25 protein-coding genes, 1 tRNA gene and 1 pseudogene are annotated in these 25,254 nt (G+C 38.6%); 4 read left to right on the forward strand and 23 right to left on the reverse strand.

Annotated elements, in window-relative coordinates:
• Nucleotides 1–8: 8 nt before the first annotated feature.
• The 14 genes and pseudogenes from C4H12_RS09330 to C4H12_RS09390 all read right to left on the reverse strand — a co-directional run bounded on the left by C4H12_RS09330 (nt 9) and on the right by C4H12_RS09390 (nt 11,047).
• Complete coding sequence (locus C4H12_RS09330; protein WP_106098675.1) at nt 9–731, reverse strand: metallophosphoesterase; 723 nt, start codon at nt 729–731, stop codon at nt 9–11.
• 83 nt (nt 732–814) lie between these two features.
• On the reverse strand, nt 815–1,705 hold the full coding sequence (locus C4H12_RS09335) for a fructose bisphosphate aldolase (protein WP_106098676.1): 891 nt from the start codon (nt 1,703–1,705) through the stop codon (nt 815–817).
• A 29-nt stretch (nt 1,706–1,734) separates the two neighbouring features.
• Nucleotides 1,735–3,804 carry a GDSL-type esterase/lipase family protein gene (locus C4H12_RS09340; RefSeq protein WP_106098677.1) on the reverse strand — a complete coding sequence of 690 codons (2,070 nt, stop codon included), beginning with the start codon at nt 3,802–3,804 and terminating at the stop codon, nt 1,735–1,737.
• Between the two features lie 88 nt (nt 3,805–3,892).
• Nucleotides 3,893–4,348, reverse strand: a complete 456-nt coding sequence (locus C4H12_RS09345) for a CopD family protein (protein WP_106098678.1) — start codon at nt 4,346–4,348, stop codon at nt 3,893–3,895.
• Nucleotides 4,349–4,915, reverse strand: a complete 567-nt coding sequence (gene pth, locus C4H12_RS09350) for an aminoacyl-tRNA hydrolase (RefSeq protein ID WP_106098679.1) — start codon at nt 4,913–4,915, stop codon at nt 4,349–4,351.
• 252 nt (nt 4,916–5,167) lie between these two features.
• Nucleotides 5,168–5,764, reverse strand: coding sequence for a hypothetical protein (locus C4H12_RS09355; RefSeq protein ID WP_106098680.1), 597 nt, complete (start codon nt 5,762–5,764; stop codon nt 5,168–5,170).
• An 86-nt stretch (nt 5,765–5,850) separates the two neighbouring features.
• A pseudogene (locus C4H12_RS13985) lies at nt 5,851–5,937 on the reverse strand (phage baseplate assembly protein V); the annotation flags it as partial.
• Nucleotides 5,921–6,637, reverse strand: a complete 717-nt coding sequence (locus tag C4H12_RS09360) for a hypothetical protein (protein WP_106098681.1) — start codon at nt 6,635–6,637, stop codon at nt 5,921–5,923. The pseudogene C4H12_RS13985 and the gene C4H12_RS09360, both read right to left, overlap by 17 nt.
• A 298-nt stretch (nt 6,638–6,935) precedes the next feature.
• Complete coding sequence (locus C4H12_RS09365; protein ID WP_106098682.1) at nt 6,936–7,676, reverse strand: hypothetical protein; 741 nt, start codon at nt 7,674–7,676, stop codon at nt 6,936–6,938.
• A 76-nt stretch (nt 7,677–7,752) separates the two neighbouring features.
• Nucleotides 7,753–8,349 (reverse strand): hypothetical protein, encoded by a 597-nt coding sequence (locus C4H12_RS09370; RefSeq protein WP_106098683.1) that lies wholly within the window; start codon nt 8,347–8,349, stop codon nt 7,753–7,755.
• A 58-nt stretch (nt 8,350–8,407) separates the two neighbouring features.
• A complete protein-coding gene (locus C4H12_RS09375; protein WP_106098684.1) occupies nt 8,408–9,208 on the reverse strand; it encodes a DUF3828 domain-containing protein in 801 nt (266 codons plus the stop codon).
• A gap of 73 nt (nt 9,209–9,281) precedes the next feature.
• Entirely contained in the window at nt 9,282–9,899 is a 618-nt protein-coding gene (locus tag C4H12_RS09380; protein ID WP_106098685.1) for a toxin-antitoxin system YwqK family antitoxin, read from the reverse strand.
• Nucleotides 9,886–10,137, reverse strand: a complete 252-nt coding sequence (locus C4H12_RS09385; RefSeq protein WP_106098686.1) for a hypothetical protein — start codon at nt 10,135–10,137, stop codon at nt 9,886–9,888. Before C4H12_RS09385 ends, C4H12_RS09380 begins: the two co-directional genes overlap by 14 nt.
• A 277-nt stretch (nt 10,138–10,414) precedes the next feature.
• Nucleotides 10,415–11,047, reverse strand: a complete 633-nt coding sequence (locus tag C4H12_RS09390) for a hypothetical protein (RefSeq protein WP_129588231.1) — start codon at nt 11,045–11,047, stop codon at nt 10,415–10,417.
• 496 nt (nt 11,048–11,543) lie between these two features.
• On the opposite strand from C4H12_RS09390, the gene rbfA reads away from it, so the two are divergent.
• From rbfA to C4H12_RS09410, 4 genes are read left to right on the forward strand one after another with little or no spacing between them, the layout of a single operon-like run.
• Entirely contained in the window at nt 11,544–11,936 is a 393-nt protein-coding gene (gene rbfA, locus C4H12_RS09395) for a 30S ribosome-binding factor RbfA (RefSeq protein WP_106098688.1), read from the forward strand.
• A 39-nt stretch (nt 11,937–11,975) separates the two neighbouring features.
• Nucleotides 11,976–13,133, forward strand: coding sequence for an ABC transporter permease (locus C4H12_RS09400; RefSeq protein ID WP_106099466.1), 1,158 nt, complete (start codon nt 11,976–11,978; stop codon nt 13,131–13,133).
• Between the two features lie 52 nt (nt 13,134–13,185).
• Nucleotides 13,186–13,872, forward strand: coding sequence for a tRNA (guanosine(46)-N7)-methyltransferase TrmB (trmB, locus tag C4H12_RS09405; RefSeq protein WP_106098689.1), 687 nt, complete (start codon nt 13,186–13,188; stop codon nt 13,870–13,872).
• Nucleotides 13,873–13,891: 19 nt separating this feature from the next.
• On the forward strand, nt 13,892–14,917 hold the full coding sequence (locus tag C4H12_RS09410; RefSeq protein WP_106098690.1) for an endonuclease/exonuclease/phosphatase family protein: 1,026 nt from the start codon (nt 13,892–13,894) through the stop codon (nt 14,915–14,917).
• A 461-nt stretch (nt 14,918–15,378) separates the two neighbouring features.
• On the opposite strand, the gene C4H12_RS09415 is transcribed toward C4H12_RS09410, so the two are convergent.
• The 9 genes from C4H12_RS09415 to C4H12_RS09455 form a co-directional block, all read right to left on the reverse strand.
• Entirely contained in the window at nt 15,379–17,397 is a 2,019-nt protein-coding gene (locus tag C4H12_RS09415; protein ID WP_106098691.1) for a multiheme c-type cytochrome, read from the reverse strand.
• Nucleotides 17,398–17,488: 91 nt separating this feature from the next.
• Nucleotides 17,489–18,796 (reverse strand): 30S ribosomal protein S12 methylthiotransferase RimO, encoded by a 1,308-nt coding sequence (rimO, locus tag C4H12_RS09420; RefSeq protein ID WP_106098692.1) that lies wholly within the window; start codon nt 18,794–18,796, stop codon nt 17,489–17,491.
• Between the two features lie 103 nt (nt 18,797–18,899).
• Nucleotides 18,900–18,975: transfer RNA gene (locus C4H12_RS09425), tRNA-His, on the reverse strand.
• Nucleotides 18,976–19,100: 125 nt separating this feature from the next.
• Nucleotides 19,101–19,739 (reverse strand): tRNA (adenosine(37)-N6)-threonylcarbamoyltransferase complex dimerization subunit type 1 TsaB, encoded by a 639-nt coding sequence (tsaB, locus tag C4H12_RS09430; RefSeq protein ID WP_106098693.1) that lies wholly within the window; start codon nt 19,737–19,739, stop codon nt 19,101–19,103.
• Nucleotides 19,736–20,407: a 16S rRNA (cytidine(1402)-2'-O)-methyltransferase gene (rsmI, locus tag C4H12_RS09435; RefSeq protein WP_106098694.1), complete on the reverse strand. Its 672-nt coding sequence runs from the start codon at nt 20,405–20,407 to the stop codon at nt 19,736–19,738. Before rsmI ends, tsaB begins: the two co-directional genes overlap by 4 nt.
• Entirely contained in the window at nt 20,407–21,867 is a 1,461-nt protein-coding gene (locus C4H12_RS09440) for a hypothetical protein (RefSeq protein ID WP_106098695.1), read from the reverse strand. The genes rsmI and C4H12_RS09440 overlap by 1 nt, the downstream gene beginning before the upstream one ends.
• Nucleotides 21,868–21,957: 90 nt before the next feature.
• Nucleotides 21,958–22,683 carry a 3'-5' exonuclease gene (locus tag C4H12_RS09445; protein ID WP_106098696.1) on the reverse strand — a complete coding sequence of 242 codons (726 nt, stop codon included), beginning with the start codon at nt 22,681–22,683 and terminating at the stop codon, nt 21,958–21,960.
• Between the two features lie 524 nt (nt 22,684–23,207).
• Nucleotides 23,208–24,002, reverse strand: a complete 795-nt coding sequence (gene ccsA / locus C4H12_RS09450; RefSeq protein ID WP_106098697.1) for a cytochrome c biogenesis protein CcsA — start codon at nt 24,000–24,002, stop codon at nt 23,208–23,210.
• A gap of 11 nt (nt 24,003–24,013) precedes the next feature.
• Complete coding sequence (locus C4H12_RS09455) at nt 24,014–25,237, reverse strand: cytochrome c biogenesis protein ResB (protein ID WP_106098698.1); 1,224 nt, start codon at nt 25,235–25,237, stop codon at nt 24,014–24,016.
• Between the last annotated feature and the right edge of the window lie 17 nt (nt 25,238–25,254).

The raw sequence follows: 25,254 nt of genomic DNA on the forward strand, positions 1-25,254 counted from the left end.
TTTATTTATTATTGGTTACGTCCTTGTTCATTGGGGTATAAGGTAAAAACGGGGTCGCTTTGCCAGTAAGTGGCAGTATCAATATCCATAATGGTAATACGCCCCTTAAAGGCTGCTCCTGTATCTACATTGGTAACACCATTAAAGGAGAGAGGCTTATCGGTGCCTAACCTTGTAGTAGGAGTATGCCCTATATATATGTGTTGGTAAAGGGATAATCGTTTAGGATAAAGAGGATTGGTAGGAGAAAGAGTAGTACTTTGGGCTAATTCCCAAAGGGTTCTGTCCCAATAAAACATTTCTTCAAAATGCTCATAAGCTATACCTCGGAGGTTGCTAAAACCAGCGTGTACAAAAAGACGGTTTTGGCTATCAAGGTGGTAATTTTGAAGTGAATCCAAGAAATTAAGGTGTGCTGTGCGGCGCTCGGTGGTTACGTGTTGGTAAGCAAGCTCGGTAGCTTTGCCTCCATGTAGTCGCCAAAGGGTATCCATAGGCTTTCCTAAAAGAAAATCATAGCACAAAGCATCGTGATTACCACGTAACAACAGGCAACGGTGCTTTTGTTGGTAATCTATCAAAAAGTCCAACACTTCGGGGGTTTGGCTCCATCCGTCGGCATAATCACCAAGGAAGATAAGAAAATCATCGGGTTGTATATTGGCGCGTTCTAGCACTTGGGTAAGGGCGTGCAGAGCCCCGTGAATATCTCCTATAACAAGAGTACGCATAAGATAATAATTAACAATTAACAATTAAAAGAGGTAAAACAGTAAGATATACTGCTTTACCTCTTATTTCTACCTATTAGTTATTATTTAATTGATGCTTGGTAGATGCCTTCAATAGTACTGGCAAGTGTTTCATTAAACTGTTCATCGGTTTGTGATGCCGAAAGCCCTTGGGTAAGGGCACGTGAAAAACTAGCTATCACCCCTTTGTTTTGGGCAAGAATTTCGTTGGCACGGTCGCGGGTATAACCTCCTGAAAGGGCTACTACACGCACTACGCGTGGGTGCTTGGTAAACTCCTTGTAAAGGTTATTAATAGTAGGCAATGAGAGTTTAAGCATTACATTGGCATCATCGGGTAGGTTATCCAAATACTTACGAATTTCATCACGCAAAATAGCTTCGGCTAATGATTTATCGGGGATGTTAATATCTACTTCGGGCTCGATAATAGGCACTAAACCCGATGCTATTACCTGCTTGGCGACTGCAAACTGCTGGCGTACTACATTGGCAATACCCATAGGAGAGGCTTTTTTAATTACCGACCTCATTTTAGTACCAAAGATATGATGTCGGTTAGCACTTTCCAACAATGAGGTTAAACCCTCAAGAGGTTTCATCAGTTGTACGCCTTCGCTATCAATTTCTTCTAAGCCTCTGTCTATTTTTAAGAAGGGAACAATATGTTTTTCTTCCCAGAGATAGTCGGCAGTGAGTTTGCCATCTATTTCTCTGTCCATTGTTTGTTCAAAGAGAATAGCTCCTAAAATTTTATTACTATTAAAAGCAGGACTTTTAATAATACGAGTGCGCATTTGATGAATAAGGCTGAACATTTCATCTTCATCTTTATACTGGCTTTGGGTAATGCCATATAAACTCAAGGCTTTGGGGGTACTGCCGCCACTTTGATCGAGGGCAGCTACAAAGCCTTTTCCTTTTGCCATTTGTTTAAGTTGTTCTTTTTTCATAGCTCTTCTTATTTTCTCTTTCCTAATCCTTATTTCTCGGTTGTAAAAGTAGAGGCTGGCAGGTTGGCTTCGTTCACTAAATTAGCATCGGTAACGGGCTGCCAACCGAAACGTACTTGTGTAGGTATGGGAACCTGAGGAGAAGTAACTTTTACTTGATTACCTACTACCTCGGCTATTGCTGGATAGAATATTCCATTACTACCTGATAGCTCAAAGGTGCGTAAGGGTTTGCCATCGGAGGAGTGTAATCCTTGAGCATAATCAAAGGTTATGAAAGCTGCCCCTTCGACATAACGCACGCTTTTAAACAAGGGACCTGAAGGGGTTACTTCTGTTTTGCCATAGGTTTTGTTCAGTGCCCAATAGGCTAAACGCTCACCTATAGGCTGTTTGTTTTTAGGGTGTACATCGGTAGGATTACCATAGTCATAAGCTACAGCCATACCACTGTAAGGCACCTGAGAAAGCATCCTACGCTGGCTATCACGGAACCACCCCCATGATGGGCGATTGATACTTGAGAGCTGCACATAGTAAAAAGGCATTTGCATATTACCAAAGTAATTGCGCCAGCTTTTTACTAATAGAGGGAACAGCTTACTATGAGCATCTTTGTTATGAGCATTTGATTCGCCTTGGTACCAAATTACCCCTTGAATAGGAAACTGTTGCAGGGGTATGATACCAGCCTCAAACAAATAGGCTGGTTCATAAGGATGCCTTTGTAGCTTATCATCACTCTTTTTAATATTTTGTGAAGCACGTGAGCGCACCCAATCCATTATAAAATCATTATCGCGCCAGTGATATAATATGGCAGGGAAATCATACTCCAAGGTATGGCGATCTATCCACGCTTCGGTAGGTGAGCCGCCAATGGCATTGCATATAAGCCCGATGGGCATATCTAAATCTTTTTGTAGTGTTTTGCCGAAATAATAGGCTACTGCTGAAAAATCAGATACTGTTTCGGGGGTACATACTTCCCACTTGGCAGGTGCATAGTACTGCAACATATTAAGAGAATCAAGCACTGAAGCCTTCCACTCGACAGGATCGGTACGCCAAAGGGCTTTCATATCATACAAGCGGATGTTAGGATTATTGGCCTGTGGAATATCCTTACTGCCTGTACTGGTTTGGTTCATATAAAACTCCATATTTGATTGGCCAGAGCATAACCACACCTCGCCTGCGGCTACATTGGTAAAGGTGCGTTTCTCTTTGCCAGCTGTAATAGCTAAAGTATAGACTTCTTTGGCGCGTAGGGGATCTAAGGTTACTGCCCATTTACCATTGGTATCGGCTATGGCTGTTTGTTTTTGGTTGCCTATTTTCACTTCTACTTTGGTGCCTGTATTGGCAATACCGTGTAGGGTGAGTGGAATGCCGTGCTGCAATACCATATTGCTAGAATAGACTTGTGGCAGCTGCAAGCCCCCGTAATTACCCGTAATACCACCATACACTATTTGGGCTAAGATAGCAGCCCCTTTGGCATTGGGGTGTACGGCATCGGGGAGCATTTGGGGATAGTGATATAAAGGCTCGTGAAAGTTGATGAGTTGTACCTCAGCTTCTTGGGCTACAAGTTCTATTGAGTGTTGTATTTCGGCGTGCCAATCACGAGTACCTGATTCAAAGCGTTTGTGGCGGTGAGCCAGAGGAGTCATACGGGCAATGATTATGCGTGCTTTGGGGTTTGCCTCACGGAAAGATTTAATAAGAGCTAAATAATCTTTCACGAACTCATCACGGTAGTTAGGCCAGTTACGGGGGTCGGTATCATTAATTCCTAAATGAATTACTACTATATCACCCGCAAAGGCAAGAGCTTTTTTGTATTCGTCCTGCTTGATATAAGGCTTATGGCCTTTGCTAAGCAAGGTAGCGCCTGAATGACCAAAGTTACCCACCTCATAGCCTTTTCCTAAAAGCTGCTGGAGTACTGAGGGGTAACTATTCTGTTCGCGGTTATCAATACCATAGCCATAAGTGATGCTATTACCTACACAAGCCACCTTAACAGGGTTTTTCTGTGCATAGGCAAAAACACTTACTAGCAAAATACTGATAAGAAATAGTTGCTTTTTCATTGTTCAATAGTGAATTTTGATTGTAATAATAAAGATTCTTATTCTGTGCAAAGGTACAAAAAAAATTAACAGAATATACGTTTTCTTGTTATATACCTCCTATTCTAACAAAACTACCCAGTACTACCATTAGTACGCCTATAGTGGTTACGCAGATAATATGCACTGCCATTTCTGGCAATTTTTTCATATTGCCTTTACGCAACTGAGGCAATACACGTGTTTGTGCTGAAATAGCAAAGCATACAGATGTGAGCAAGCACATAAGCTTAAGTGATACTACGCGCTCTATAGGTGTACTGAACGAAAACCAAGTGCTAAAGCTCGCACTATAATCATACGCCATTATGATGCCTGTAATTACGAGCACTACCAATGAGGGCATCCCTATGGGTTCATAGGTTTTTTCAAAATTGCCAATATAGCTAAAATCATTATGCTTGAGGGCTTTGGGTAAAAAACCTATTGCCAGCACCAAATGCCCGCCTACCCAAATGGTGGCTGCTATAAGATGCACTATAAGAAGAATGTGATGTGTGTACATTTATTTGTTATTAAAAGTATTCATTGTATTCTGTAAGCCTGCTAAGCCATAGGAAAGTACTGCTTCGGCACATTTTTCAAGGCGTTCTGGCAAGAGGGCTTGCTCTTCGGGAGTCCACTCACCAAGTACGTAGTTTATCTGCTTACCTGTTTCGAAATTACTGCTGATGCCAAAGCGAAGGCGTGCATAATTTTGAGTATTAAGCTGGCTTTGGATATCTTTAAGACCATTGTGACCTCCATCGCTACCTTTTCCTTTGAGGCGGATGGTGCCGAAGGGGATATTAAGGTCGTCGGTAATGACCAAGAGGTTTTCGACCGGTATTTTTTCTTTTTCTAACCAATAGCGTACTGCTTTGCCGCTTAAATTCATATAAGTAGAAGGTTTTAGGAGTATGAAAGTACGCCCTTTGACCTTAATTTCGGCCAAATCACCTAATTTTTCGGTAGAGAATGAAACATTATGAGTTTTGGCTAAAGTATCGGCTACCATAAAACCGATATTATGACGTGTGTGGGCGTATTCGCCCCCTATGTTACCTAAACAAGCTATTAAATATTTTTTCATAGTGCAAAGGTACAAAATAATTATTAAATAACAATTGAGAATTAGAAGTAATTTATTTGTGAGCAAGCAGGAGAGAGATGCTGCCTAAAGTAGGAAGTGTTTTTTTAATATAAAAGCAGCTTACCTGATAGGCAAGCTGCTTGATGTTATTCATTATTTTTTGCCTCTGCAATGGGCTTTTTTAGAAAGAAATTGTGTTAGGCTTGGTTACTATAACATTTATGTATTGTATATTCTCCTGTGGTTTTGTTATTATTTTTTAGGATTCCAATACTTATCGGTTTCTTCCATTTTTAGGAGTTTGCCTTTTTTGAAGTGGGCAACAAAATACTGCTGCTGGGCTTGGGGACTTACTTGATTGGGCTGTTGTGCGTATAAGTGCATTTGGCCTGTAAGAAATTGGGCTTTTATATGCCCATTGCTGTCTTTTTTAGCCTCAAAGAAGGGTTCTAAATCGGTGAGCATTGCTGCTTTTTGTGATTGGTACGCCTCATCGGTGCCGGTTCTGAAACAGGTGAAATCTTGCAAGTAGAGGCTGTTATTTTTTAGTACCCATAGAGCATCTAAGGGCTTTTTCATTTTCTGCAAAAAAACTACATTATCATACTTTGACAATAGAGTAGTGTAACCTTTTTTTTGATAAATAGGTGAGAACTGAAAGTAATATACCTTGCCATTCTCGTCGGTAAGAGTTTCGGCAGAAAGATCATACACATCGGAAGTGTGTGCTGCCTTGCTTATTATTTGTTGCTGATTATCTTCTAAACTTTCAGACCATTGGGGAGACTGCTGTTGTGCCCAAGTATTACAAAATAGAAGCAATATAGTGAGTTTGAAAAATGTGTTCATACTATTTTTTTAATAACTATTTACCTTACAAATATATGCTGTGGTAGGGGTTGCTGGTTATTGGATTGAAACATCATCAATTAGGAATGTGCCCCCAGCACAAAAGGACGCTCTGCATTACCACCCTCAAAATCTACCAATACCTCTTCACCTATTTCAGGGATAAGGAAGAATCTTATTTAAAGTGTCTTTTATTCTATCATTTAAATAAAGTAATTCCAATTTATAAGTGGTATCCTTATCTCTTTCTATCCATATACCCTCTTTTTTGTTATTTATATAGATACCTTCTGTGTAAATATTGAAAAAGGGAATATCTTCTTTCCATAATTTTTCTTTTTGGTTATTTACATACATTCCTTTTTTTAAAATATAGCCTTCAATATCCCATTCTTCCCAATATCCTTCTTTTTTACCACTTATATATGACCCTCTTCCTAATGGTTCTATCCAATAGCCTTCCCTTTTTTCTTCTGAATTTACATAGCCTTTACCATAGAATTTAATAAATTTATTATACTTTGTAGTGAAAATAAAGTTATAAGGATACATTATTTTTTGTCTATAATCTATAAATTGATAATATCCATTAATTTTATCATTTACAAAATTAATATACAAAATGGTATCATTATTTTGTGTGATAATTTTAAAAGGACCATTAAATTTTCCTTTCTTTAAAGAAAAAGAGAAGCCAAATTTTGGATAAGAAAAAATACCTGTTTTCTTCTTTTTAATTTTATAGTCTACATCTTCTTGTATTTTTAATACATTTAAAAGTTTATCATAAATTATTTTTTCTCCACAAGACAATAATGTTACACATACAAAAAAAATAAATAAAAATTTACATCTATATATGTTTGAATTCATTATATATTTTTTTTATAACCTCAAATTGATATTCATAGAAACAATATTGGATACTGCTATAATCCATTATGTTATCAGTTATGTTATTTCTTTCCATTTTCCCTTGAGCGTTTATCTTAAATGGATTTTCAAAAAAATAGAGTTGTAATCCTTCATTTTGTATAAAAAGTTTTTAAGAATGTAGTGCCTTCTCCTTTGGTGTTTTGGGCGATTGATGAGAGGCTTATACTAAACAGTAGGGTAAAGATGATTTTTTCATTGTATAAATATTTATTAGTGGTTTTATGAAAAAAGGATATTAGTTATTGAACCAAAATACTTTCTTAAAATCCTCTAAGAATGTATCGAACTTTCTGTAATTCTCGTCAGTCATCATAAAGTATAAGTTTATAAAGGATTGTTCTTTGCTAATTTCAACGCATTTCACTCGATTGTACTTGCCTTTATAAGCTGTACCCCTCATATTTATTGGAAAAGTAGCTAAAACATTGGCGTTAAACAATTCTTTTGCTTTTTCTTTAGGGTAAAAGTGTACCATTTCCATCAGTTCAAGAGATTCAGCTAAAGTTGCCTTTTCAAAAGGTTTGCCATATCTAAATTTAAATTTGACCCCATCAAAGGACATATTATTTAAAATATACTTTTCTTCTTCGGAGCAATTATTTATACCTGGAAGAGAATATCTGGGTATTTTTTTAATATTAATAGCGGGTGTTTGAACAAGCACACAATAATCATCTTTTTTGGATTCGACTATTGAGGTTACCATCCATAAAAGTGCATTGAGATAGGTATCGCCCGAGGCTAATTCCATTCCATAGGATTGTGCCATTGTTGGAAAAGGATTATCTTTTGAAGCTGGTTTGCTTGTGTCGATAGGATTAGGATAAACAGACTTTTCATTTTGTGAAAACACAAGATACTGAGGAGGATTAAAGCTTATATTGGCTTCCTGTAAGTATTGCTGCAAAGCTGTTTGGCTAAAGCCTGTAGCCGTAAAAGCTACAAAAAAACAAAATAATAATAATAACTGCTTCATCTTAGATTACTTTTTATATTTTACTACTTCAGAAATTCTACACACTTTTTAAAGAGTGCTTATAGGGTATTGAATACTACTTTTTAGGGTTCCAATAGTTATCGGTTTCTTCCATTTTTAGGAGTTTGCCTTTTTTGAAGTGGGCAACAAAATACTGCTGTTGGGCTTGGGGACTTACTTGATTGGGCTGTTGTGCGTATAAGTGCATTTGGCCTGTAAGAAATTGGGCTTTTATATGCCCTTTGCTGTCTTTTTTAGCCTCAAAGAAGGGTTCTAAATCGGTGAGCATTGCTGCTTTTTGTGATTGGTACGCCTCATCGGTGCCGGTTCTGAAACAGGTGAAATCTTGCAAGTAGAGGCTGTTGTTTTTTAGTACCCATACAGCATCTAAGGGCTTTTTCATTTTCAAAAGAAAAACTACATTATCATACTTTGACAATAGAGTAGTGTAACCTTTTTTTTGATAAATAGGTGAGAACTGAAAGTAATATACCTTGCCATTCTCGTCGGTAAGAGTTTCGGCAGAAAGATCATACACATCGGAAGTGTGTGCTGCCTTGCTTATTATTTGTTGCTGATTATCTTCTAAACTTTCAGACCATTGGGGAGACTGCTGTTGTGCCCAAGTATTACAAAATAGAAGCAATATAGTGAGTTTGAAAAATGTGTTCATACTATTTTTTTTAATAACTATTTACCTTACAAATATATGCTGTGGTAGGGGGTGCTGGTTATTGGATTGAAACATCATCAATTAGGAATGTGTTGTCTTTTGACTTTTGGGTATGGATATGTAGTTGGATTTTGATATTGCAAGCGTTTGTGTATTGAAAGATTATCTTTCCTGATGCTTGAGTTATAGTAACTGATTTAAGGAAAGACTTATCAAAGTAGGAATTATCAATAAGAGGGTCATAATAGTACTCATTACTATCCTCTTTTCTGTACTTTTTTAAGGAGGCTATTTTATTGATAAACTTTTGGGTACAGTACTTTTGCTGCATAGCTTTTAAGGTTTTTTGTGCCTGATTAGGGCAATCAAAATAAGCATTTAAATAGTTTTCATAGAAGGTTTTCACAAAAGTAAGCGCATTGGTATTGGCTATTTTGGCAGGGGGAGCTGGTTGGGCATCGATAACATCGGTATCTATATGCCAAGGATAGATGTCTGTTATTTTGTTATTATTGAGCTTAACGTATATGTTGGTTCGCTCTTTTTTATTGTTGTAATTGGTGAGATAAGAGACTTTATACCATTTGTTTTTGATAGGTGTGACCTGTAAATTTGTGAGCATTTGGGGGGTTACATCTTGGGCGCGAACAATGACATCGACGCCTAACATTTCGGACAATAGTGGGTATTTTTGATTAAAACAATCGGATAGATAGGAGTCCATCTCATTGTTTTTAAAGCTTTCATTGATGTACTTTGTATAAAAAGTTTTTAAGAATTTAGTGCCTTCATCTTTGGTGTTTTGGGCGATTGATGAGAGGCTCATACTAAGCAGTAGGGTGAAGATGATTTTTTTCATTGTATAAATATTTATTAGTGGTTTTATTAAAAAAAGATATCAGCTTGACTTTGAACTGGATAACCATATTCTCTCAATAGCAAGGTTCATTTTTATTAAATAAACAATGAGGAAATCGAACATCTATGGAATCGCTTAATTGGTATGCTTTAATGCTATCTATTTTTCCATTTTCATTATAATATTTCCATTCGCCGTATTTATAGTGGTTCACAACTTTTCCTTCTTCTCTTATTTTACCTTCTTTATAGTAATAATCCTTCCAATAACCATTCCCATTTGTAAAATATGTCCGATATAATATTTGTCTATCTGTATTATATACTATATATTTTCCCGCCATTTTACTTTTCTTATAATAGATTTCTTTTAAAGGCATATCTGGATTTATTGTATATATGCCTTCTAAATATCCATTTATGATTTTAATACATTCAAGTTCAATTCTTTTATTATCTATATAAAACCATTTATATATATGATAGTTAGAAGGTACTATTGTATCATTTACACGTAGGAATTTTCCGTTGCTATTAAAATAATAATCTCTAACAAAATGATCTACACTTATATCATACCCTGTAGCTTTCCTATCTATAATAATTACATATTCAGGAGGCAACCTATATATTATAGGTTTGCAAGCACAAAAGGTAAAAAAAAACAGATATAATAATTTATTTTTTGGCATAATATTTCTTAGTTTCACTTTGCATTATATCAATCTGATATTTATTAAAAAACTTCTGATCATTGTGATCATAATCCATTATATTACTTGTTTCCTTCTGTATAAATTTATAAATATCATATTTTTGTATTTTTCTATAGTCTTTTGCTATTATTTCCCATTTTTTTCTTTGTGTTTCAGCTTCAATAAACTCAGCTTCATTTTCACTTTTTATTTTATCTATATTTGGAGATCTCATATTAATAGCATCTTTAATGAAATTTCTTATTTTATCAGTTATTTCTTTTCTTTTCCTTGCATATATTTCTGCGTCCCTTGCTAATTGCTGATAATTTTTACCCTCATTTAAGAAAGTGTGTGGAAGTCCTAAAACATGACCTATTTCATGTGCATAAGAAGATAAATGAGAATGGACAAATAGAAGAGATACCTCCTGCTTTTGAAAGAAGAGATGTTAAATGTAATATAATACTCCTAGTATTAAGCACTTCTTTATATTTTTTCATAAAAGGATATTAGTTATTGAACCAAAATACTTTGCTAAAGTCATTAAGGAAGGTATTGAAGTTACAGAAATTGTCGTTGGTCATCATAAAATACAAATAGATTATTTTGCCTCCTTTTTGGAGTACTACGGCTTTGGAATGGGCGTATTTTTCCTTGTATTTTTGTCCTTTTAAATTGACGGGGAAGCTGAACATTATTTCGCCATTAAAGAAGTTTTTAGCTTCTTTTTTGTCGAAGAAATGAAGCATTTGGTATAACTCATAGGCTTCATATTCTGTCGCTCCACTAAATGGGATGCCATAACGGAATTTTTGTTTTATAGCATCAAAAGGAAGGGTTTCTAACCATAAAATCTCTTGAGAGGAGAGGCAATTGGCAAGAGTTTTTACACTTACTCCGTTTCTATCATTAGAGCTTTGAAAAGTTTTGATAAAAACATAATAGTCCTTATCCTTGTTATAGGCTACTGAGGTAATCATTCCCCAAAGGGAGTTGATAAATACATCGTTTGCATCGATCTCGATTCCATAAATTTGTGCCAAAGAGGGTAAGGGATTCTTTTCTGTTATCTCGGCTGGATATATGGTGGTTGTATTATTGGAGAACTGAAAAGATTTGGGAATATTAAATGTGATATTCATTCCTTTGGTGTCTGTTTCTAACAAGGTTTGAGAAAAAGCTTTGCTAAAAATTAGAAGGCAGATTAAAAAGAGATTCTTTTTCATAAGTAGGTTAATTTGCTTGTTATTTATTAGTTTTTGAGGAGAAACACCTTGTTAGATTTGGTAAAGAGGTGAGGTTGGGGGTATTGTTATTACATATTTTAAGAATTTGTTTAGCTTTATTTTCGCGCCAAAAGTAATACTTATAAAAATATTTTCCAAATTTTTCGGGAAGTTTTTTTTGAGGGAGATATGAGAGGGGGAGGGAAGTGATGAGAAGGAGACTATCCTTGGCGGCATACTGAGCTGTGCCTGCTGGCTAACTATCCTTCGTTTATAGTTCGTTTATCCTTCGTTATTCGTTCGTTCGGGATAGAGGGTGGTTGGAAGGCGTTTGGGGGGAATGTTATGGTAGGGTAATTGCTTATTGGAAATTATTTTGTACTTTTGCAGTCGGAATATAATAATTATTGCATTGGAAAATAACAGACAAAAGAAAATAGCGGGTATCATTCAGGAGGAATTGGCCAAGGTATTGCTTCGCTCTATTCAGGATGCTGGAGGGCGTAACCTGCTGATATCGGTAACTAAGGTGAATATAACGGTAGACCTATCGGTAGCTAAGGTGTACCTTAGTGTATTTCCTGAGAGTGAGGCGGCGGCTGTGCTTAAGGGTGTGACTGCTAATAGCCCTATTATTAAACATGAGTTGTCGCAAATTACGAAGCATCAGTTTAGGCGTATGCCGGAATTGTTTTTCTATATAGATGACTCATTGCAGTATATAGAGGGGATTGAAAAATCATTAAAAGAGGAGGATAACCCGATTGAGAACCGCGCCTTATTGTACAAACGGAAAATGACTTAGGGAGCAGTGAAGTCGGTTTTTTACATAGCTCGTAGGTATATTTTTGCTAAGAGCTCGCAGAATGTTATCAACATCATCAATAGGGTTACGGCCTTTGTGGTGGTGCTGGGTACTGCTGCTCTTTTTATTGTATTGGCGGGATTTGCTGGGCTTAAGAACTTCACGCTTTCTTTTTCATCGACATTTGACCCAGATTTAAAGGTTTTCCCTAAAGAAGGGAAGTACCTTGGGGTAGGGGCTGAAGATACGTTGCGGCTGAGGCAAATAAAAGGGATAGCCCACTACAGCAAAGTACTTGAGGAACAAGTATTTTTGACCCACGCACAGAAAAACCATATTGCTTATATAAAGGGGGTGGATGCGCATTACCCGCAAGTGAATGCCGTAGATAGTATCTTGATAATAGGGGATTGGAAGCTGCATTCGCCAGGGGTTATTGTGGGAGCGACGATATTTAATAATTTGGGACTGAACTTATTAAATAGGAGTTCGCCCTTGCAGATAGTGGTACCGAAGGCTGGGAAGGGTAGTATTTTGAATGACCCAATGCCGTATAGGCAGGCCTTCTCGGTAGTGGAGGGTATTTACCAGCTGACGGAGGATTTGGATAAGAAATATGTGTTCTCGACCTTGGAAGAGGCTCAGTTTTTGATGGGAGTAACGGGGGAAGAAGTATCGGCTATTGAGGTGAAATTGGCACCTCAAGCGAATGAAAAGGAGGTGATGACCGAGCTTAGCACAGCCTTTAAGCAGCCTGTGGTAGTGAAAAACCGCGCTCAGCTGAACGATGCCCTGTACCGGATGCTGAATACTGAAAACATAGCTGTATATCTGATCTTTATTTTGGTGCTTATCATTGCCTTTTTTAACCTTGTAGGGGCTATTATAATGATGATTTTGGATAAGAAAGAAGATTTGCAAACGCTGTATGCCCTTGGGATGAACCAAAGACAAATGCGACAGATATTCTTCTGGCAAGGTACTATGGCATCGGTTATAGGAGCGGTTATAGGTGTGGCTATAGGAACGATAATCATACTACTGCAACAACACTATTCGTTTGTAATGATAAGCCCTACTTTGCCTTACCCAGTGGCTATTACCTTTATGAATGTAGGTATAGTGCTGGCTACTATTATTATACTGGGTGTAATAGCCTCGGTAATAGCCTCGTCTCGGATTAAATTGAACCGATAAGAAAGAGCGAGAGCGAGGTGATGAGGACTTTTACTAATTTGCTAATAATTTTATGGGAAGTAAAAATAAACTAAAACGTTTTGAAGAGAATAAGACCTTTGCCAATGTAATTCAGCCATTGCGCGAAGAACTATTAACAGATGCTTTTGCCTATAAAGGGCATTGGAATGAGCTTTATTTTAAGAATGACCACCCTATAGTACTGGAATTAGGATGTGGTAAGGGAGAATATTCGGTAGGGTTGGCTAAACGGCACCCAGAGAAGAATTTTATTGGAATAGATATAAAAGGAGCGCGCTTTTGGAGAGGAGCTAAAACGGCTTTGGAAGGAGATATAAATAACGTAGCTTTCTTACGTGCGCAAATAGAACTGATAGAAAAATGTTTCGCCCCTGATGAAGTGAGCGAAATATGGATAACCTTCCCTGACCCTCAAATAAAATATAAACGCACCAAGCACCGCCTTACTAATGAAAGCTTTTTGGAACGGTATGCTCATATTTTGAAGCCTGAGGGATATATCCACCTTAAAACAGATAGCGAGTTTATGCACGGCTATACTTTGGGATTATTACACGGGGCAAAACATAAGGTACTTTATGCTAATCACAACATATATAACAGCGATGGCGTACCGACAGAAGTGACTGAAATTAAGACATTTTATGAGCAGTTTTACTTAGAACAAGGGAAACCGATAACTTATATTAGATTTCAGATTTCAAGAGATAAAGATTAGTTGTCCATAGGAGGATAAATTGAAGAAGAAACTATCAAAAATAGGGCGTTATAGTAATTATGTAGTGGCAATGCTTTTGCTACTAAGCTACTTGGTGCCTTACTTGCCGCCTAAACACTTTGGTTACCTATCGGTGTTGGGACTGTTAACACCTATATTGCTGCTTATTAACTGCTTATTTGCTATTTACTGGTTGATACGCCGACGACAGCTGGTGCTTATATCGGGGGTAGCACTATGCTTGGGACTGGGATTGGTAGGGCTATGGGTACAACCCTTCGGTAGGAATGAGGAGGTAAAAGCAAATAGCTTAAAACTGCTATCCTTTAATGTACGACTATTTAACCATTACCATTGGCATCCTGATGAAGACTTGCATAAGCGTATTACTTCATTTATAGCTAATGAATCAGCAGATGTTATACTCCTACAAGAATTTTATAATTCACCCCTTTATTACCCTAAAGGATACCCCTATAAGGCAATAGTAGTAAAACAACAACGACACAAGATAGGGCTAGCTATTTTTAGCAAAAAGAAGATTGTGAACTGGGGATCATTACAGTTTCCCAAAACAGCTAATAATGCGATGTATGCCGATATATTAACTGATAATGATACTGTGCGGGTATATAATATGCACTTAGAATCATTGCATGTAAGTGCTAAAGAAGAAGATCTGTGGGAAGAAGATAAAGAAGAACTAGTAGAAAATATAAGCAGGCGGTTTGCAAAACAACAAGAACAAGTAAGCTTGTTCTTGGCTCATCAAGCTCAATGTAAGCACAAAATAATTGTAACTGGCGATTTTAATAATACCGCTTACTCATATATCTATAGGCAAGTACGAGGTAATAAACTGAATGATGCCTTTCAGGAAGCAGGCAGAGGCTTTGGACGTACATTTAACTTTGCTTACTTCCCTTTCCGTATCGATTTTATTTTAGTTGATAAAAAATTTAGAATACATAGTTTTAAAACACACTATCTGCCCTTATCAGATCATTTCCCGCTAACTACTACAATTAGCAAAATAACAGATTAGCATCTCAGCCTTCTTATTGAGATGAATACCCTTTTAAACCATCTATCCACTTAAGTTTAGCCAAGTAAGCAGCAATAGCTTTAACTCCTCCTTCCCAACACCCATAACCCATTTATTTCCAAAGAACTTTAATAGCTAATTGAAAAAAGTATAGCCCCTAAACCCCTTCATTTTCTATACATACACCCTCTAAGCATAACATACATCCTTGCCTACAAAAACTTCAATTACAAAATACCCCACCCTCCCTCCATCTATACCCTAAAACAGAAAAATACAGCCTATAACCTGAACGAACGAATAACGAAGGATAAACGAACTATAAACGAAGGATAGTCAGCACACCCTCACAACCAAGTATCCCATATAAAATAATCAAACCACACACCCCTCAATACCTATTACAAAAAAGACCGTTAAGCCTCAGCCCAACGGTCTTCTTTATGCTAAAATCCCCTCTACTATCGTTGCGTTTTCATCAGTTGTAGCAAATTCTGGTAATTCCGCTTCACCGATTCGTCATTCATCCCCAAGCGCATCGCCTGCTCAAAACCCGTTTTAGCCTCAGCATACCGTTGTTGTTCACTGTACAGCAAAGCCAAAAAGTACGGTATTTGCGCATTTTTAGGCTCATATCGCAACGCCTCTTTAAGCACAGCCTCAGCCTTTTCATTAGCACCCCTACTGTTGTAAAGGGTAGCAAGGTTAAGCCTAATATAGTTCAAGTTTTTGTCCTTTGTAAGCGCACGCTCATAAAAGTGAATAGCATTATCCCTATCATTTACCTTCACAAAATAATCACCTGCCGTAGCACTCCCCAAAGGAAAATCAGCCTGCGATAGCACAAAGGTCTTATAGTCATTATGCGCCTGTCCAAAACCAGCATAAGTATTACAAGTTTGAAGGTCTCTATGTGTCAGCAACGCATTAGCCGTTACCATACGTACCGCCTTCACTTTATCTGTAAGCAAAGGCAATAAATCTGCCTCATACTGCTCCAAAGGGTAATCCGCTATAGCTATCACAGCCCTATAACGCGTTTGGGGGTCTGCCGCCCTCAGTTCCTTTTTAATAAGGGCAAAAGAAGCCTCCGAAGGCATATTACCAAGGTAATACACCGCCGCCGCACGTATTATATCAGGAGTCGTTTTGCTGTTCAGCAGGCTGCGCAAGGCAGTAATACTATACTCCCCTTGTTGCTTACTCCCCTTCAGCAAGTTTTCAGCAAAATGAGGCGCCCGTTCCTTCCCATACCACTGCACAACAGCATTAGCCGCCCACTGCGCGCTTTTGTTAGTATGACACGCATTACACGCATTAGGAGTACCATACTCCACCGATAGGTCTGGGCGTGGCACATAAAAATTATGATCATGCCTAATATCATTACCCATATAAGTACGAGTAGGCAAATGGCAAACCCTACAATCCGTTTCTGCCTCATTACCCTTATGGAAAGTATGCTCACTGGTAGCATACTTAGGAGCGTGACATTGTAAGCACACCTTGCTACCTTCAGCTTTCAGTTTGCCCGTATGTGCCGAGTGGCAAGAAGTACACCTCACCCCCTGCTGATGCATTTTACTTTGCAAAAACGACGAATATTTGTAGTTCTCACCCAATACTTGCCCATCAGCAAAATAAAGATCTGTTACAGGCACCTCAGGTATATATTCATCCATCACCTCTCTTACCATACTATGATGCTGCGTAACTTCTCCCCTACGCGTATGGCAAGGCATACAAGCATTCAGCTCCTCATTTTGGGTCGAAAGAGCGAAGGTAGCCTGCTTGCCACCACTTTCTACGTGGGCTTTAGCTCCTCCGTGGCAAGCCTCACAGCCCACCGTAAGTTCGCTATAAGTAGTGTGATATGAATCCGAATGGGCATTTAAATTCTTTTGCAGATTCGTACTATGGCAAGAAGCACACATCAGGTTCCAATTCTGTCCCGATTGTGTCCAATGTAAGTAATCATCAGGAGCAATAAGCTCTCCAGCATATTGGTGAAACCACTTATGCTCACGGCTATCCCAACTTTGCCTAAACACCTGTTTTTTACCATCAGGAAAATCAGTAATATATTGTTGCAAAGGGTAATAGCCAAAGGTATACAGTACCTCATAATCCTGATATTCACCCTTCTCATTCTCCGTATTGATATAAAATTTACCATCCTTTCGGTAGAAACGTGAGGTAATACCATCAGCCGTATAAGTAGTGTTATTAAAGTTGCCAAGCACTGTTTGCTCATTAGCCAATTGCATAGCTTTATAGTGGTCAGAAACAGTCCACTCAGCATACTCTTTCGCATGGCACTGCTTGCAAGACGCCGAGCCTATATAGCCCTTTTCAGTAGTATCAGTAGGGCTTACAATTGTATATTCATTAGGTTTTTTGTTGAAAAAGAAGAAAATAGTCCCTGCTATAATTACAAGGACAATAATAAGAAGAATAGTTTTCTGAACTTGTTTTTTCACGAATATGTTAAGGTTTTGTTTTTCAGCCTACAAAAGTAGTAATAATTTGCTAATCAACAAGTATGTGTTAATTAGCAAATTATATAGTGTTTTAGTTGTTCACAGGTTCTCCGTACAAATCATAATCCGATGCTTCTGTTATTTTTATAGTAGCAAAATCACCTATTTTTACATAGTGTTTTTTAGCATCTATAAGCACCTCATTATCCACATCCGGCGAGTCGTATTCAGTACGTCCTACAAAGTAATTACCCTCTTTTCTATCTATAAGGCAACGGAAGGTCTTACCCACTTTCTCTTGGTTTAGTTCCCATGATATCTGCGATTGGATATCCATAATCTCATTAGCTCGTGCTTGTTTCACCTCTTCAGGCACATCATCTTCTAGTTCGTAGGCGGTAGTATTCTCTTCGTGGCTATAAGTAAAGCACCCCAATCGATCAAAGCGCATTGCTTTTACAAAGTCTTTCAAGGCATTAAAGTCTTCTTCAGTCTCTCCTGGGTAACCTACTATTAGGGTAGTGCGTATGGCCATTTCAGGCACCGCTTCTCTAAATTTGGTAAGTAGTTTAGTAGTTTTTTCTTGAGTAGTACCGCGCTTCATACTAATAAGTATTTTATCCGAAATGTGTTGCAATGGGATATCCAAATACTTACATATTTTACTTTCCGTTTTCATTACCTCTAACACATCCATTGGAAACCCTGTAGGGAAAGCGTAATGTATGCGTATCCACTCTATACCTTCTACTTTCACCAAAGCGCGTAATAGGTCAGCCAGAGCGCGTTTTTTGTACAAATCCAAACCGTAATAGGTAATATCTTGAGCTATAAGTATAAGTTCTTTTACTCCTTTAGCTGCCAATTTCTCAGCTTCAGTAACCAAGTCCTCTATAGGCGTTGATATGTGTGCTCCTCGCATCAATGGGATAGCACAAAAACTACAAGGTCGGTCACATCCTTCCGATATCTTCAAGTAAGCATAGTTTTTAGGAGTAGTAGTAAGTCTTTCTCCTATCAGTTCGTGTTTGTAGTCAGCTCCTAATACTTTTAATAAGGCTGGAAGCTCACTTGTACCAAAATACTGGTCTACATCGGGTATTTCTTTTTCCAAATCGGGTTTATAACGTTCCGAGAGGCACCCCATAACAAATACTTTATCTACCAAGCCAGCTTCTTTCTGCTGTACATAGTCCAAAATAGTATTAATACTCTCTTCTTTAGCGTTATTAATAAATCCACAAGTATTAATCACTACTATGTTCCCCTTTTTCTCGTGTACAACCTCTTTACCTCCAGCCTTTAGTTGTCCCATTAGCACTTCACTGTCATACACGTTCTTAGAGCAACCCAAGGTTACTACGTTTATTACATTTTTCTTTATACTTCTCGTTCTCATACGCAAATAAAAAGCAGCCCTACAATTAGTAAGGCTGCTTTATTAAATCTTAAATCTTAAAAATATGTCTAATAGAAACCATTCAAAGGTAGGTTCTAATATAGGGTGGAATATGGGGCTCGAACCCACGACCTTCGGAACCACAATCCGACGCTCTAACCAACTGAGCTAAAACCACCATCTTTATTTTTCGGCTGCAAAACTACAACCTTTTTTCTAATCTACCAAATTTTTAACCAAATATTTTTAGATAAAATCTAAATCTATCATATTCCCTTCTGATAATTAGCCCTTTACTTATTTACTACTTCAAGTACTGAGGCTCAAAATAAGCTATATCCTCAAATGCTCCTACCTTGTATTTTGCTACTGCAAAAGGCAACATATCTTTAGCCTGTGGATAAGCATCAAGTACAAATACAGCATTAGGATGCTTGCAAATAGATGCAAACTTAGCTACTCCATCTCCTATAAAGGTCACTTTTCCTCTCTCTAGTTCATCTTGGTAGCTTTCGGATTCTAATATTTTAGCTTCTGTAGGTTGTACAAAATGGTGCTTACTGTCAAACACAGCACTATATACTTCCATACGTCGTGCGTCAAGCATCGCAATAATACAATCACTATCGGTTACTTGGCTTGCAATAATTTGCAGCGTAGGCACAGCTATCAGTGGTTTAGCAAGTGCAAAACAGAGTCCTTTAGCAGTAGCTACCCCTATGCGTAACCCAGTATATGAGCCTGCCCCTGCACTTACAGCTATCGCATCTAATTCCGATAAAGATATTCCTGCTTCTGCTACTACCCCTTCTATAAATAAATGCAAACTCTCAGAATGGGTAAAACTCCCCTTATTCTCCGATTTTTCAGCTATAATACGCTCTCCTTCCGATATCGCTACCGAGCAGTTTATCCCCGATGTCTCAATATGAAGCAATCTCATTTATTCCCTGATACTATTAAAACTATTTCTCCCTTTATATTCTTATCTTTATAATACTCTAAAAGCTCTTCAAGCGTACCTCGTTGGGTCTCCTCATGTAACTTAGTCAGTTCTCTCGACAAACTTGCTGAACGTTCTCCTCCAAAAACAGTAATAAACTCAGTAAGTGTTTTAAGCAGTTTATGCGGCGACACATAAAAAATCATACTACGCACTTCTTCTGCCAAAAACTGTAAACGAGTTTGTCGTCCTTTCTTATCTGGCAAGAACCCCTCAAATACAAATCGGTCATTAGGTAATCCACTACTCACCAAGGCTGGCACAAAAGCTGTAGCTCCTGGTAAGCATTCCACAGCTACTCCTTCTGCTACACAAGCTCGTACCAACAAAAAACCAGGGTCTGATATAGCCGGCGTACCCGCATCAGTAATCAAAGCTACAGTAGTACCTCCTTTTATGCGCTGTACCCATCCCTCTACCACCTTGTGTTCATTAAAAAGGTGATAGCTTTGCATAGGGGTGTGTATATCGTAGTGTTTTAGTAACTTACTACTGGTACGGGTGTCTTCCGCCAATATCATATCTACCTCCTTTAGCAACCTAAGGGCTCGTAAGGTTATATCCTCCAAATTGCCTATAGGAGTTGGTATTAAGTATAGCTTACTCATTATTCAAACTTGCGCAATACAAAGTGTAAGAAACGCTCTTCATACTCTTCTTTACCTTTCCAGTTGGTATAGGTAGGCTTCACTTGTTGCTGAATGTATTGTACAGCTTCTTCCAAAGTATGTAGCCCTTCTATGTGTTTTAGCACTCGGTTGTACTCACTTTCACTGCCAAAGAACAATTTTTGTATAAAAGCCAACTTATCATTCAGCCCTATTTGCATTTCTTTACTAAAACGATCATTTAATGATTGTACTGGCTTTGGCTCTTCAGGATCTTTCTTATCAAAAGCAGCAGCCTTTGATTTTGCCAAAAACTCTTCCAATGATGGCGTTTGTTTTAATATCTCTTGCTCTTGTGTTGTCTGCTGCTGTACCGGTTCTGGAGTTGATACTGCTTCCGGAGTTGCTATAGGATCTGGTTGCGTTGGCTGTACTGGTCTTATAGGTTGTTCTATTGATACTGCCCAATCGGGAGCAGTATAAGTACTCTCACGCATTGGTTGCTGTGTGTTAATACTTGTTACCTCTTGCAATGGCTCCGATACACGTACTGGTTCAGGAGTATGCACAGGGGCTTCTGCTGGCACTTCTTCAGGATATTGCTGTGCATCATTCAAGTGAGTTTGCCAATTATTCCAGTCATTCCAATCCTCCGTAGTTGCAATAACATCTTGATTATTTTCAACTGAAGCAGGTTCAGGAGCAGGAGCGTGTACAGGTTCTGATACATGCACTGGCTCTACTACGTGTATTGGTTCAGGTGTATGTGTATGCACTGGCTCTGCTACGTGTACTGGCTCAGGCGTATGTGTATGCACCGGCTCTGCTGCGTGTATTGGTTCAGGCGTATGTGTATGCACCGGCTCTGCTGCGTGTATTGGTTCAGGCGTATGTGTATGCACCGGCTCACTTACGTGTATTGGCTCAGGCGTATGTGTATGCACTGGCTCTCCTGCATGTATTGGCTCAGGTGCGGGTTCTGCAGCTGCTGTTATAGGCTCTGCATCCACCAAAATATCAGTAATAATAGGTTCTGGTTCCGATGCCACTATAGGCTTTGGCTCCATAGCTACAAAAGCAGGTTCTGGCTCTGTCTCAGCAGCAGGCTCTTCCTTTGCCGCTACTACCGGTTGTGGCTCCATAGCTACAAAAGCTGGCTTTTCAGTCTCTTCCTTCTTAGGTTCTAATGAAGGCAGCGGCTTCGCCTCAACAGCTTCACCCAAATTTAAAATATCTTCTTTATTCTCATTGATAAAAAGAGCTACTTTGCGCATAGCATACATCACTCGCTCTTCCGAAGCTCGCATCGTCTGGTAGTATTTCTCCACAAAGTTTAGAATAGTAATTTTCTCAACTATTCGTTGTGCTTCTTTGCCTAAGGCTTCAAGGTCTAAGTTACCTCTGTTAGCAATAATTCCGGTGGCTAAATCAATTAATTCTTGTTCTAACGCTTCTTTCATTGTGTAGGGAGTTTAATATTGGGCAAAGATACAAAACAATTAATAATTAACAAATAAAAATTAACATTTTTAACACTTTACCTCATCACCCTAATTCCTATCCCCTATTATCAAAATTTCATCCTCCTCCAGCAGTGGTTCATTCCTAAAACGCAGCACCAACTGCGCCACTGTAATAGTATCTTTCTCACAATATACAGCTATACGATCTACATCCCCCTCCTCATAGTACACATCACGCACCTCACTACCATCAATATCATCTTTAGGCGATGGCACCCCAAGCGTGTAAGCCAAAAGTTTTAACGATGTATAATGCTTGTAATCCCCAAATTTCCACAACTCCAACGTATCCAAATGCGGAACCTCCCAAGGCTTCTTACCAAAAAACTGCAACTTCTGAGGGATCGCAATACGATTAATAATCATCCGCCGTAACAAATACGGAAAATCAAACTCCTTACCATTATGCGCACATAACAAATGATTCGGACGTGAAAAATGCTCCTCTACCAAACGCACGAAGTCCATCAGTAGTCTCCTTTCCTCTCCCACAAACGAACGCACCCTAAAGGTACGCTGTTGGTGCCTGAATGAAAAATAACCCACCGATATGCACACTATCTTGCCAAATTCAGCCCATATCCCAGCCCGCTCATAATACTCCTCAGCACTATACTCATCCTTGCGCAAATAACGCGTCTTTTCCTCCCACAACCCCTGCTCCTCCTCCGTTAGCTCAGCATATAACTCGTGTTGTGGCACCGTCTCTATATCAAGAAACAATATATTCTCAAGATTAATCCTATGAAGCATATACCCTTTTAATAATCAATGCCGCAAAGATAGTCAATAATTAACAATTAGCAACTCACCACCCCCAAAGTCACAGCATTTTCCCCCACACCCCAGCACCCCACCTCATAAAACTCATTGCCAAAAATTCATCTTTTTTCCATTTTTATTGCCAATATTTCAAAGCCAAGCACCACTTATTTTCTTTTTTGGCAGAAAATACAATCCCTTAATAATCAACCCACTTCAAGTTCGCTCTTCCCCCAACCACCCCCCAGCAATCCCTTAGGATAAACGAACCTATAACGAAGGATAAACGAACTATAAACGAAGGATAAACGCCACACCACTGATTATCAGCCGTATCACCCCCTTACTCTCCTATTGCAGAATTCGCAACAAAATCCCCAAAAAACCACATTTTCCTCATCACCTCTCCCCACCTTATCTCTTATCTATTAGCCAAAAAAAATAGGTAACCAACAGCCTTTCTCACTGTTAGTTACCTATTAATATACAAGTTGGCCAAATTGCCAACCCAACAATTATCCCGAGTAAGTATGCACGCTCATTTGCGCTGTTGGCAAGTAATTCACGCCAAACCAACAAATCAACAATAAAATAAACGACACTCCTACAATTATAAAGCTCTGCAAAGGTTTGCTCTCACGATGATTGTATTTATGATGCAAATACACCAAGTACCCCAGCCACGTAATAAAAGCCCACGTTTCCTTAGGGTCCCACGTCCAGTAATGCCCCCAAGCCTCTTTAGCCCAAAGAGCCCCAAAAAGCAATCCAAAAGTAAGAAACACATATCCCACTTTTATAAGCTGGTCAGTAACCGCAAATACCGAGCGCACCTCCAGTCCCTTTTTATATCTATAAATACCATAAAAAGCAGTAAGCGAAGACATCCCAAGCATCGCATACGCAAAAATATACACAATAACGTGAGGGATAAACCACACACTCTGTAGGGCAGGCATCAGCGCCTTATTCATCGTATCAGGATGCGTATAAGTAAGCACCACAAACACAATCCCCATCACCGCCGAATAACTAAGTATCCATTTATGCCTATAAAGCAGATAGATAGCATAACCTATCAAGCCCATAAAGAATGAATACCATATACGCGTCTCTGCCAATGTACGCAAAGGCGGACGCTCCAAACTATGCCAAAGCGCAGCTATAAAGCCACCTATGGTAAGCGTAGCTACTATGTGTGAAGCTATACTCACAGCCCTTAAGCCCTTGCTCTTGCTGTAAATAAGCGAACCCGAAAGCACCCACAATGCTACTGTTATATAAGTTACTAAATCAAAATAATGCCACATAATATTATAAGTTAAGAATTAGAAGTTTGTTCTTTCTTGTCTTTAGCCTGAAATAAAAAGGCTACACCACCCAATAGCAGTAAGAAAATACCCACATACACTACCGGTAACCAAGGGTCTGATATAAGCTCAATAACACTCAACTCCGACCATCGCCCCATACGCTCATCATAACTAAGCTGATATATACGCCAGCCATCTACCGTAATAGGGTGATTTACCTCTATCTTCTCTTCCAAAACACCTTCCTTACCTTTCTCATAAATACGTACCTGCGACTGGAATTTGCGCGCCTCAGGCGGTGCCATTACCAGCGTATGCATATCGTCTAAATGAATAGCTCGAGGCGACAACTGGAAGTTCCCTGCCGAAATCCAATCCGTTTTCTTAGTATGAGTACGAAGATCCTCTATCGTTACCTTAGCAGCATTAGTAGCCCCCCACATAAGGTGATGGGTATAAGTACTATCCGTATCAGGAATAGCCTTCTCAAGATACTGATGAAGCGTAATTTTCCAATGTAACAAAGTTGCATTATCACCCTCTTTCTCCAGCATAAAACCCTGTGGTTTCTCTTTAGGTAAAGCTGTACCACTAGTATCTATTACAAAAAGTTTATTAGGATAAATATCTATACTGAACTCCTTAAGCTCCAAAGCTATAGGCAGTTCAGCCATCTTGTTATCATCAGTATAAGCACGCCATTCAGGCTTATCCTTGTAAAGGTTCATTTTTAGCCGAACCAAATCACCTTGTCCCAATACTCCGGCAAACATAACAAGCCATAAGCCAAAGTGGTTCAAAAGGAATGGAATATTCTTAGCCTCATACACCAACGAACGCTTTAGTATAGCAAACCAAAGATTCATCAATGCCAACACGAAAATAACACCAAAATACCACGTTTTAGTAATATCATCTAGCCCAAGTTTACCTATGAAACTATGAGCTACCTCCTCAGCATTTACATTAATACTGCCCAACCCTATAGTAAGTAACCCAAGGGTTACAACAGTAACTATAGCAAACGGAGCCGATGAAAACCTGCTTATAAAAGCCGATTTCCTAAACAAAAAATACACAGCAGTGATAAGTACTACAAATACAAAACCACCGATAATATTATATGGGAAAGTAAACCAGCTCTTACTGATACTTCCCAAACTAACTTGCAGTATAAAGCCTATAACAAGCGATATACACGATACAAGTATAGAAAAAGGATATTGCTTCATTTGTTAGTGAAAAGTTT

The organism is Capnocytophaga sp. oral taxon 878, from assembly GCF_002999135.1.
Lineage (GTDB): Bacteria > Bacteroidota > Bacteroidia > Flavobacteriales > Flavobacteriaceae > Capnocytophaga.